We start from the raw sequence: 12,570 nt of genomic DNA, 5'->3' as shown, positions 1-12,570 counted from the left end.
CCTCATTTTGCCAGTAGTAACCGATTAGCTAGCGTGCATAATAGGTTTTACTCTCGTATATAGCTCTTATATATAGCTCTCATATACAGCTAGTAATAAAAATAAAGGCAGCTTTATATGCTGCCTTATCGAGACGTAATGAAATAATAATTGCTATAGGGCTTAATTAACCAAAGCAGTAAATTTAGTTATAACACTTATGGTGCTAGACTCACCGTTTGGTTGCTCTGCGACGTCAATTTAAACTCTTTTAAGTCATAACCTTGCTGCTGAGCAATTTGACGATATTTGGTATACGTTTCTTGACTAATATTTGGCGAGCGTGCTAGTAGCCATAAGTATTTTTTATCAGGCGTCCCTACTAGCGCAGTTTTGTACTCTGAATCACGTGCTAGCACCCAATAATCAGCACGGCCCACTGGAATCCAGCGAATCCACTTCGGTAAAAACGTCACTTTTAGTTTGCTGCCGCTTTCATCAACTGGCTTAGCCAAACCTTCTGCCACGATACCTGAACCGTCCTCGCTCACACACTTATTAGTAACCGTGATTCCTGAGCCGTCATCTTTTTGTGCATAGTTAGCAGTAACATCGCCTGCACATTTACGCTGGAAATACATCGGCAAACGGCCAATCTCATACCAAGTACCTGCATAGGTATTTAGATCTACGCTATCTACGGTGGTTGGCGTGCTTGCAGATTTATGAATAATATCACTTGGCTTAACCGATAGCATATCGGTCGTGACCTTCTCACTCATCGCATCATCAGACATGCCATTAGTTGCTACGTTGTTAGTTGCCGTGTTCACTGGCGGCGTGGCCGCATAGGCTGAGAAAGCTGCTAACGGTATAATAATCGCTAAGGCAATGCCTGTATGTTTGATCAGTCCATTCATAAATATGCGCTCCGGTATTTCTTTGTAGGATGAATTATTTGTTGATGCATCACCGATTTGCTCAGCGTCGATAGCCTGTTCAGAACCACTGTGTAGATTATCTATTTGATCCTCTAACAGTCCCGACATTAATGGCTCATCTTCATTTAGCTTTCGTGGCTGCTTATTTTGCGCTGACTTATAGCCAGATGATTTGTAGCCACTAGCCACGTCATGATTGTCCTCATTGCTATTTTTTAGATCTTTGCTTATTTCATTGTTACTCATAGCTGACTCTTTTGCCCTAAGGCTTTTGTCGGCGCTTTTGTATCCAAAATAGCTGTCTTGCGAAGACGTGTCTTTTGCCAGATGGTGCGAATATTCGCCATTCGAGCTGTCACGATTATAGCTAGCATCGTTACTAGCTTGGTTTGTCTGTTGGGTATCATCGCCATATTCATTGTCATTGAGCGATTGCTTAGGCTGCTGAAGTTGAGAACCAGCTGCCTGTGAATCAGTCCATGCTGACTCAGGTAACTTATTGGTTTTCATAGGAGTACCATTCTTAAATAGTGATTGTTAAAAACGCTTTATGTACGGCATCTATTTGGTCTCGTTTTCTAAAAGCCATTTGCTTTGGTATAAATTATTCGTGCAAAACTTGACTCTACAAAAGCTTTTTTATTATTGTATTTTGAACATCACTTTTGATCAGTCACTCGTCTATAGAAATAAGATCAACGTATCGTAGATATGCAATATATATTAAGGACAACTGGACTATTAAAACAGTAGTGCAATGTAGGAAAACGCAACGGTTTGTAAGTAACTATGGGGTTTGAGTGTTGTTTGAACACATCATAACCACATAGTTACTTGCTGGATAACTAAGTTAAAAATCAGTTATTTGAACTTACTAAGCTTAATACGCAAGTCTAATACGGGTCACATTCAGGCAAATGGCACGATGGATTCCTATAGCTTTCTTGAAGTATGCGGATTATATAAACTGACGGATACCTGCCACACTGATACCGCCATATTGCAATGCTTGATTGAGCATAGCAGGCTCCAGCCCGCCTAACCCAATGACAGGCATATCAGCTAATTCTGCTAACTCTGACCATACTTCCCAGCCAAGCGGTGTGTCATCAGGATGCGTTTGGGTTGCGAGCACAGGCGATACGAAAGTACCAATCACTGGTGGTAATGCATTCTGTATGCGCATGCTGGCAAGTTTGTTGGCTGCCGTTATGCTTGCAATGTCATGACAGCTGACGATAAGCGGATAGTCTTTAGATAACGACTGTGTAAGAGCTGTAGAACTGCCTACCTCATTGAAACACTGCATCAGTGTCGAGTGTGTTAAATGCTTAGCAATTATCCGCTGGCCAGTTTCTGTCTCATTAGCGGTTGGTGATTCCTCAACATTCAAAGGTTGTTCTTCGTCATTAGGTAAAATCGCTAAAATATCTGGGCGTACCGTCATCAGTTGCTCAGCAAGATGCTTAGAATTTGCATCCTTCAATCGGATATATACCCCTGACTCTGATGCTAACTTTTCTTGATGATGCTGTAGCCATGCTGCCGCTGCATCAGTGTGTGTGTTGAAATGTGCCAGAGGATAAGTAATCGCTATCTTCGATGGGAGTTTCAACCATTCAAGGATTGTCTTATTAGCAGCAGGCAGACAATACTCTCCTGCCAAAAGCTGTGATTTGCTTACCCAAGTTAATGCCTGCCCTTCTAAACCTTGTTCACAGTGTCTATGCTGCTCGTACTGCTCTGCTGTCAGCTCAATCTTATAAACCTGTAAGCTGACCTGCTTGTCGCCATAATCATGATGCAAACGCCCAAGCTTAACGATAGTATTATCATCAAGTAAGATACCTGTCTCTTCAGCCACTTCTCTTATCAACGCCTGCGCTGCTGACTCATTTGCCTCTATCTTTCCGCCGACGAACTCGTAACGATTTCCTTGATGCTGAGTAGCATCTCGAAACCCAAGCAAATACTGATCTTTATAATGAATGACAGCTACTGCAACATTTACGATGCTAGGTTTTTTAGTTTTCGTATTACTATTTGTTTTACTGTCCGGCTTGGTTTCTGATTGTTGATTTGACCCGTTCGACATACTTATATCCTTTATTTCAGTGTTTACTCTGATTATTTCTGATAATTTAATAGTTTTTATAGACTAGATGATTTATTGAAATTTATTACCTAACTTATTAATTTATATAAATAAAATATTCAATCGAGATGATTTATGTCAGTGAACTTAGATAAGTTTACATAATAACTGCATTTTATTTTATCAATTGCCTTGCAAATTTATCAAATCTAAATGATAATTATTATCGTTAAAAACAATTACGCTATGGTTAGCCAATTTATAAGCCACTTCTTCTCAAAAGGAATTTACTATGAGCATGGTCATCTCTCGTTATTTAAACTGTCGTGAAAACCGTCTACCTACTTTGCAATCACAACATCTATTTGCACTGACTAAAGAGGTACGTATCGAGCATGAAGGTGAAGAGTATCGACTACGCCTAACTCGCAACAATCGCTTGATTCTAACCAAGTAACGCCTATTTCAATACTATCTGTTTTAATAATTCTATAAAAAAACGCCTTCATTATGAGGCGTTTTTTTATAGGTTATACAACTTAAAAATAATTTCAAAAGCGCTCTCAGTTGACATCAACTAGAAAGCAGTTGTCCTCTAAATAAACAATTTAGAACTGCCAACTATAGACCACATCTACTGCGTTTTCCGCTGCTGAGCTTGCTTCTACATAGATACGGCGTGTCAGTTGATAACGAACAGAAAGGCTGTTTTGCGCATTGAAAACACCTACACCATAGCGAATGTACAAATCAGGGGTAACGTAACCTGTGACGTTGACATTGGTGTCCTCGCTACTACCTGAGGCATCGACTGTCAGGCTCTGCAAACCAAACGCTTGCCCAATTTGATTGGTCAGGCTACGAGTACCACTCAGACCAAAGCTCAGTCCAGCGGCAGCCAGATTATTGGTCACTTGCGATTTAAACCCTTGCTCACTGATTTGTGTGGCGCTCTTATTATCGATGCGACCTGTCACCAACGCGTTCATGGCTTGCTGCTGTGTCAGTCCTGCATTGTTGAAGACGATAATATTGGGGCTTTCAGTCGTTCCTTTGATACGCAGACCGACCGTTTTACCATTAATCGTTTTGGCCGCTTCAATACTTAAGCTCGGCTTCATCACATCGCCATTGAAACGAACTTGACCATAATTTAGCTCTAGGCTCTGTCCAAAGGCATTGATGTTGGTACGGCGTGAGACCTGTACAACACCTCTGGCACGCATGATACCTGTGCCATTCTGAGTAACGTTAATCGCACCTGCCAATGGAATGACGGCGCCAAAACCACGGAAGTTGATATCATCGCCCAAATCAACACCTATATCAGCATTGATTGACCAAGGTTTTGAGATAGCCAGTACTTCATCGATATTACCAATCAAACGACGGTCTAGTACCACTGCATCCTCAGTCTGAGTGATGATATCTTCGCTGGCTTCAGGTGGACGAATGGTCGCAGACGGTACACTGATCGCCCCTTTTATATCAACATAACGATCGCCTGGGCGCACGATAATATCGATATCAGGATCAATCTCAGCAACCAGTAATGGGGGCTGAGTAATGACTAGGCCTTCTCCGACGATACTCAATTTGGCCTGCAATTTTTGTTGCCAGTTGACTGTTCCTGACAATTCGCCTTCACCTGTACCACTATTAAATGTGCCATCAATGGTCGCTTGTGTGCCGCGGATTTTGGCTGCCGCATTTACTTTGGACAGATTCACGGGCAAATCAAGCATGGCTATACGGCCATCAGAGAGTTTTACGTCGCCATAGAACTGTGGTTTGGTTAAGGTACCGCCTAGGCCACCCGCCATTGTGACATTACCTCTCAGGACGCGCATACCAGGGAAGAAAGGCTTAAATATCGCAAGATCAAGCTCGTTCAGTACCAATGCTCCAGAGATTGGTTTAGGGTCTTTATAAGGATCGACGACCACCTCAGCATAGCCACGCGCCCCGCGTCCAGTATTGATATCGGTACGCAGCTTGATGCCCTCAGGCACAGACAGAGCAATAAGAGAGACACGCTTGTATGGCAAGGTCATTGATGTGCTTTCACCATCTTGAACGAGGCCAATCTTGCCATTGTCGGAGTATAGCGTGGTATTAATGGTTGGTGGACGACCACGTTGCCATCCGACGATTGCTTTACCATTAATCTTGCCATTCCAGTCAATATCTTCTGGCAAGAATACTGAGAATAACGACGTATCTAAATTCTGTAACGCTACATTGACTTCGCCTTGGTCCGGCGATGCCACTAGTTTTTCTCGTAGACACAGCTTGCCAGTTTGATCCGTGGCCTGCCAACAGTGAGCGGCAAGCTGTACTTTTAGATCACGGTTCTCACCACCCTGATCGTAAGGTAAATTCACAATCAGCTGTGCAGGTTGCAACTGATTCAAAGTCGCATATTTAGATTTGATGCGGCCTTTTCCAATGACACCTGACCAACTTAGCCTGTCTCGATCAAAACCACCTTTTAGCCTAGCACCGACATCAAGTTGCTTATTGGCCACATTTAGGTCGACCACATGAGATTTCTCTGTCCCATTAAAAGATGCTTTAACGCTATCGAAACTTTGACCAGCAGCATCTAGGCCTTCAGCCGTCACGATTAGCTGACTTGGGCTATTGGCTAAGTTGACCAGCTTGCCGCGTACACGGCCTTGACGCAATATAAAGCCAGGTAGCGCGAGTCGCTCACCGACCAAATCAATATAAATAGTAGGCAGTGCTTGTCCAGCCGGTTGAGACAGCGTGGCACCGCCCGTGACTTTACCAGCCAGTTGGTTAGACAGCTGATCTAGACTGGTGATATTAATTTTAGTTTGTAGCTGCTTAGCGTTGCCGTTAGCCGTGACGTAATTATCACCCCAACGCAGCACCAGATTATTAGCATTTAAGCTATCAATCAAAGCATTTACTTGCTTGTATTGTGCTTGAGCATCTTGGGTCTGAAGTTGTTTGAAGTAACTTGCTAAATCTTTAGGCAAACGCATTTTCGCTGATAGGCTGCCTTTGGCACTCAGTTGCTGCCCTTTTAGCATGCCATTCAGATTGACTTGTTTAATATTGATGATTTGCTGCGTGTCACTCCAGCGGCCATCTGTATCAATCGTACCAGTGATAAGGCTTGGGGTATCTTTTAGGAAGTAGCCAATGTTAAAACGATCCATCACCGCGTTGATATCCCATGCAACGCCTTGACGCACATCAACGGTTCCGCTGGCATCGATACTACCTGCCGCACCCACATGACGGAAACGGTTGATACGTATCAGCTGACTGTCACCACTGGCTTCTATATTCAGCTTACCTGCTGGCAATTGCTCGGCATCCAATATGCCGTTGAAATTTACGGCAAAGCGCTGCAAAGTACCTGCAGTATTTTTGCTGTTCTTTGGTGCATTTTGCCATTCGCCACTGGTTTTTAAATCGCCTGTGATTATCGCTGGATTATTGGGTAAGAAATAACCCAAATTGAACTGATCAAAACGACCATCTATATTCCAGCCGATATTTTTACGTAAGTCGATGACCCCTTTCGCATCAATTGCGCCCGCTTCACCCTTATAGTTCAGCTTACGAATACTAATCAGCTTTGGCGTACCCGCAGCATCGATAGACAGACGACCTTGCGGTACATCTGCTGTATCAATCCGACCATCAAAACGCGCATCAAATACTGACAGCTCACCACCTACGATATCAACACTGGCATCACCAGCACCTGTGATACCGATAGCACGATCTGCTTGCGTCGCATCGAGCTGCGCTTGCATATCGGTATTGTTTAAAGTAATCACATGACGTTGACCGCTGACGCCGTTTTTGGTGATGTTTAGCAATCGACCACGCGCACTTATACTACCTGTTAGGCGCTCAAGCGGTAAATCGCTACGATATTTCTTAGGGAGTAAACCTTTGGTACTGGCATCAATCTGCCATGTCAGTGGACGCTGCTTGCTCGCCAACTGAATCTGTCCTGTGCCGGATAAGTCTCCTACGATGCCATTATAATTAAGACGATTGATATCTATGACATCACCAGCCTTACGTATACGTAGATCATAGTTGCCTTTGGGGGCAGCATTTAGCTCATTGATAACGGCATTGGCATCGACTGATAGAGTCGAACCACGAACGATGACGTCCGCCTGACCACTAGGACTGTCGATATTGCCAATATTGGGGACGTTACGGCGGGTTAGGTTTTTCCAGTTAGCATCAATATACCAAGGCGCAACCTGCTTAGATTTGGCAGAGGTTTTACCGCGAACCATATTCGCATTGATGTGCTCACCATCACGCTGACGCAAATCTGCATCAATCTGCGTGTTACCAGTGGCATTCTGCTGCTGATAACGCAGTGACAGTCTACCGTTTAGAGTTTGCGGCGCATAAGCTTTGAAGTCAGTATATTCATCCGGAATAGCTTGGCGAATATCAAAGTTGCTACCCGTCGCACGCACCGTGGCCTCAAAGCTATCTTTCCAATCTAAAATACCTTGTAACGCCAAACGTCCCGCTGGCACGTCAGCATCTAGGCGATCTATACGTAGCTGACTGTTGGCAATAACAGCGCGGCCTTGGTAATGACCTGAGGGAATGTCTTTGGCCGTCAATTCAGTATTGATACGCAATCGTATCTCAGAGATGACACCAGAAGCTGTAGCCGTACCGCTTTGTAGGCGAATGTTTTGACTGTCAGCGTAAGGGATAAGAATATCATCCCACTGTAGTTTTGCATCGAACGGCGCACCCGCATCTAGCCCCTGCACTACAAAGTCACCTTTCACATCGCTATCGTTATAACGACTGCGTACTTTACCGACAGTACGTTTAAGCGATCCCGTTGCAGATATGTTTAACGGGTCGATATAGGCTTTTTCAAGGGCACTGACTTCCGCAATCGCACTCAAATCTAGTGGATAGTCGCCCTGTAGGTCGATCTCTCCTTGTAAGGCACTGACTTTCACGATATCAGCGTACTGCAAATCACCACGGCCAACAGTCACCGTACTACCTACCCACGTTAGATCACGTGCCGTAATATCTTGAATAATGATAGGGTCTTTGGTTACTTGCTTATAAGTAATTTTCTTAATTTTTGCTTGATCAAAACGCAAGTTTACTGGCAACTTTAAAGTTTTATAATCAAACGGTTCACCAGTAGGCGGTTTTTTATTGATGATCTCTATGGTTTGAATGTCTGCATCGCTTAAATGCACTTCTTTTGCAAATACTGCACGCCAGCCTATTTTTACATAGGCTTTATCTACTAATATCTCAAGATCTTCAGTCGCTTCAATATCGATATCAGTGACCCAAATACCATCGCGCAAGTTACCGCGTCCGTATTTGAAATCAATACCTGTTTCAACACTGATTTTTTCTAATATAAACTTCGTACCAGCGTCAGTCCCTGCTGCATAAAAGAATATGGCAAACATAATTGCTAGTACGATAAGCACCAACACCAGCAGTTTGAGCAGAAATGACAACGGATACCAACGCCTAACGGCACGGGCATCACGCTGTGCTGGATCTTCATCTGGGGCATTATTAGGCGGGGTATTTTCTGTCAGCATGATACTCAACTACGTTAAAAAATGAAGACCAGCAATCGGTACGATAAGTAATGATTGGAACATTTGGAACTACTAAAAATTTAGAGCTACTACATTAAGCGATTATAACGGTGAACCAATAAAGAAGTGTAGTCGTACTGGAATGCTTTCCTCAGTCACGCCAGCAGCCACATCGACACGTACCATTCCTACAGGCGATGCCCAGCGGATACCGACACCGACGCCGACTTTTGTCTCAGTATCAAAATCTTTGTCGTAGGCATTACCGACATCAGTGAAGAATGCACCCCGGAAACCTGGTTTAAATTCATAGTTATACTCAGCGCTACCGACCGCTAGCACCTGTCCGCCCGTTAGATAGCCTTTGTCTAATGGTGACAAGCTCTCATAGTCATAACCACGGATACTCTGATCGCCACCTGCAAAGAAACGCAACTTATAAGGCACATCGTAAAAATCATCTGCCCAGATATAACCTGCATTGGCACTACCTAATACTTGATGCTTTTTGTCTTCGCCAAAGCTATAGATACCACTAACGCCTGCGCGAATAATCGCCATATCAGTATCACTGAATGCGCTATCAGTGCCAGCCTCGATTGAGTAGTACTGGCGCATGCCCTGCGTTGGATTGGTAGCGTTATCAGTATCTGTTTTATTCATACCATAGCCAAATAATAACGCACGCTGTTTCGGGCTTGAAGAGGTAAAGCGGATAGGCAGATCATCTAGTGCTGCCCCATCAACCCCCGTCTCAAGCTCATCCAAGCGGTAACGCACAGAGTAGCTACGATTCCAACCAGTATCACTACGGATATTACGTGCCAAAGCTGCCTTCAGCGTTGTGGTTGACAGGTCGAAGTTGCCTTCACCTTGATCAATTACCTCTTCTTCATAAGTCAAACGCCCATCTAGCTTATCATTGAGCGGGTGCTTCCACGGTCGACTGGCATAGACAGCCACGTTTTTGCTGATTCTCGATACTTCCGTCTCAGCCCCTGCTTGATAGCCTTGACGGTTAATCAAGTTATAGTCTATTTTTGCAGTGGCGCGAACGCCTGTATCTGTTCCATAACCAAGACCAACTTGAGCATCACGTGGTTTATCCGCGTATACAAACACATATAAAGGTACTTTTTTGCTTTCTGCAACGTCTTGCGGCGTTTTACGTCCTGCTAGCGTTGGCGGTACAAAGTTTTCATCAGCGATCAGACTTTTTTCGTCGGGGAATATCTTTTGTGCGACATTGCTGATTGAGTCACTGATTTTGCCCAATAGATTATCGGCTTCCTGATCTTTTTCATCAAGCACGCGATCATTCGGCAAGCGGCTTAGTCGTTCTGCTTTTTGTCTGATGGCTTGCAGCTTATCAAGGGTGGCTTCATCAGCTTCAAAATCAATCGCAGCGATATCCGCTTCATTGACCGTCTCGCCGCTGTTAGCACTCAGAGCATTATCGCTCTCTGCACCTATATCGCTATTATCATTGACCGTATCTTCTTTGCTAGCAGTGACATTTGAGGCAGCTGCGCCATCATTACTACTCAGACCTGCGACGCCATCATTGTCTACATTGTTAATATCGTCATCTAATGTGTCGTTACCCTCGGTAGCAGCATTGTCAAACGCTAAGGTACCAGCTTCACTACTATCAGTTGGTGGCAGTATCGACTCGACGTTGACCGTATTAAAGTAACGAGTTGCCGATAAGTCATTACTAAACTTAGTAACTGCGGGACGATAAAACGGCTCACCCGGCGTAAAGCCATAGAGCTGTTGTAATAATGAAAGCTCTACTGGTAGCTTGTCAGGGTCTTGGGTCAGCGTATTGGTTTCTTTGTCGTAGGTAAAGAACACCACATCGTCAAACTCGTAACGATCACCCGTGTTGTAAACCAACGAGACATCTGCCTTGTTGTCCGGCAAGATGATATCAACGGATTTGTTCAGCCAATACTGGTCAAAATACCCGTAGGTATTACTCAAAGATTCTAAAGCCGCTTTACTGCTCTTATAGACACGGTGATTAAAAATATCACCTTCTTGCGGCGGCAAGTCTGCCTCAAGCGCTGCAAACTCTTCTTGCTCACTGCCCTCACCGCGAATCTCAATAATACGGCTATCTACCAGTACCGGCTCGCCCAGCTCTTCAATCACAACATTAACTGTGTCACGATCAGGTTGGGTCAGACGCAGCTCAACCTCGTAGTAACCAACGGCTTTAGCAGCATTCTGTGCTGTTTCGCGCAAACGTGGCAATGCTGCAGTAAAGTCTATAACCGACTGAACGGAAGTATCATCTAGTGCTGCTTTGATGTTTTTCATTGGCTGAATATCATTATCAGCCTCAATCAGCTGAGCCTTACCATTAGGAGAGTCTTCAGCAGATACTTGCTCTAGATAAATAGCGGTTTCTACATTTGGCAAAGCTACCACGCCACCGTCATTAAAAAAGCGATTGTACAGACGCGTCACGATATTACCTCTATTGCGCGCGCGTGGCCGTGGTCTATTGGCTTGTTCGATACTTTGATCGACGGCCTGAGTATCATTCTGATAATCTGGTAGATAGTCATTCGGATTGATAATATCTGTCGTCGTACCTTCTACATTGGCAGGCACATTCGTACCAGCTATCACCTCATCACTACTATCATCAGTCGTCAGACCATTTTCATTCTTAACAATAGCTTCATTACTAACGACATCTTCATTGCTAACAGCGCCACTCACCTCAATCGGACGTGACATCCCTTCAGCTGTACTCGCCTGCTCTTGCGTTGTTTCATTTCTACCCAACGTATCAAGATTGCTAGGCGCTGGCAAGTTTGTCGCATCTAGCTCTACATCGAGACCAATTGGCGATGTTGTGTCATCTAACGTAGCGATTGGCGCATCAAAGTCACTGTCGTTATTGCTAATATTAATACTATTAATATCTTGAGCATTCTGCGCATCCATTGCCGCTAGCTCACGATCGATCTGCTCAGGGGTCATCATTTGATAACCCTGCTGCTGAATCTCGGTTGCTTGTTGCAACAGGTCATCATTAGAAGCGATTGATTGAGAGTTATTGGGATTATATGAAGTACTTGGACTATCAGTGAAAGTTTCTAGATTTTGAGTGTTTTTGTTTTGAGAAGTTGCGTTTTGAGAAGTTGCGTTTTGAGCATTGGCATTTTGCGTCGTCGAGTTTTTAGAGCCTGACTTTGTCGAGTTAGGTTTTTTAATTCCCAAGCTCTGTTCGCTATAGTCGTCCAATACTGACTGATCAATGATGCCTTGTTCTACTGCTTTTTTTAGACGTAGCGCATCTAGAGCCATATCTAGCTGAGTATCGTCATCTGACAATGTAGCTGATTGCTTGATAGATGCCTGATCATTCGCAGCTTGACTATTGTTAGTCTGGTTACTAAGCGTTTGATTGCTATCAGTTTGGTCAGCAGCAGATGAGTTGGTGATAGCGGTATTGTTTATATTATTAATAGTATCTGCCATTGCCGCAGGTGCTATACCGAACAAACTGGTCGCAAGCGCAGTGCACAGTGCAGAGCGTCTGAAATTTTTACGCGGCGCTGCTGGATATGTACTTGGATTATTACTATCGTTTTGGATTATGGCTGTGTCACGCTGCATCATGAGACCCTTGCATGCTCGAGTTGAAGGCTGCTTTATCATCTTTACGTCCTATCAGCTCACGCGGCACAATCTTATCAACGATAACGATCGTCAAGTCTGACCGGTGAATAAACTTATAGCAGTTATCTGGAATTAATGGTTTACTACTTTAATTTTATGACTGGTTATCTGTAGTGTCGGCTTTAGCACTCTGTGTCTATCGCCTTGTAGGTCTACTAGCTTAGAAAAGGCTACTAGCCTATAGTCAGTGTTAATGGTTAGTAGCCGTAGTAACCTTTGTTTTCACTACTATTTATACCCTAAAACGCAATCA

The 12,570-nt window shown here is 44.0% G+C and carries 5 protein-coding genes; 1 reads left to right on the top strand and 4 read right to left on the bottom strand.

The genetic code is table 11. The features are described 5' to 3' along the window. Positions 1-197: 197 nt before the first annotated feature. The gene (locus ACS8FA_RS19190) at positions 198-1,430 is read right to left on the bottom strand and encodes a lipocalin family protein (RefSeq protein WP_439265695.1); all 1,233 of its coding nucleotides are present in this window, start codon (positions 1,428-1,430) and stop codon (positions 198-200) included. A 448-nt stretch (positions 1,431-1,878) separates the two neighbouring features. After that, positions 1,879-3,015 carry an NUDIX domain-containing protein gene (locus ACS8FA_RS19185; RefSeq protein WP_439265697.1) on the bottom strand — a complete coding sequence of 379 codons (1,137 nt, stop codon included), beginning with the start codon at positions 3,013-3,015 and terminating at the stop codon, positions 1,879-1,881. Between the two features lie 298 nt (positions 3,016-3,313). On the opposite strand from ACS8FA_RS19185, the gene hemP reads away from it, so the two are divergent. Further along, positions 3,314-3,472, top strand: coding sequence for a hemin uptake protein HemP (gene hemP, locus ACS8FA_RS19180; RefSeq protein WP_227672156.1), 159 nt, complete (start codon positions 3,314-3,316; stop codon positions 3,470-3,472). 151 nt (positions 3,473-3,623) lie between these two features. Here hemP and ACS8FA_RS19175 read toward each other — a convergent pair whose 3' ends face one another. After that, positions 3,624-8,618, bottom strand: a complete 4,995-nt coding sequence (locus tag ACS8FA_RS19175) for a translocation/assembly module TamB domain-containing protein (protein ID WP_439265699.1) — start codon at positions 8,616-8,618, stop codon at positions 3,624-3,626. Between the two features lie 102 nt (positions 8,619-8,720). Next, complete coding sequence (locus ACS8FA_RS19170) at positions 8,721-12,296, bottom strand: BamA/TamA family outer membrane protein (RefSeq protein ID WP_522901987.1); 3,576 nt, start codon at positions 12,294-12,296, stop codon at positions 8,721-8,723. Positions 12,297-12,570 lie beyond the last annotated feature (274 nt).

The organism is Psychrobacter sp. 1Y1, from assembly GCF_051847395.2.
In the GTDB taxonomy this organism is placed as follows: domain Bacteria; phylum Pseudomonadota; class Gammaproteobacteria; order Pseudomonadales; family Moraxellaceae; genus Psychrobacter.
Note: the sequence above shows the minus strand (reverse complement) of the source record. Positions and strands in the feature narration are given on the sequence as shown.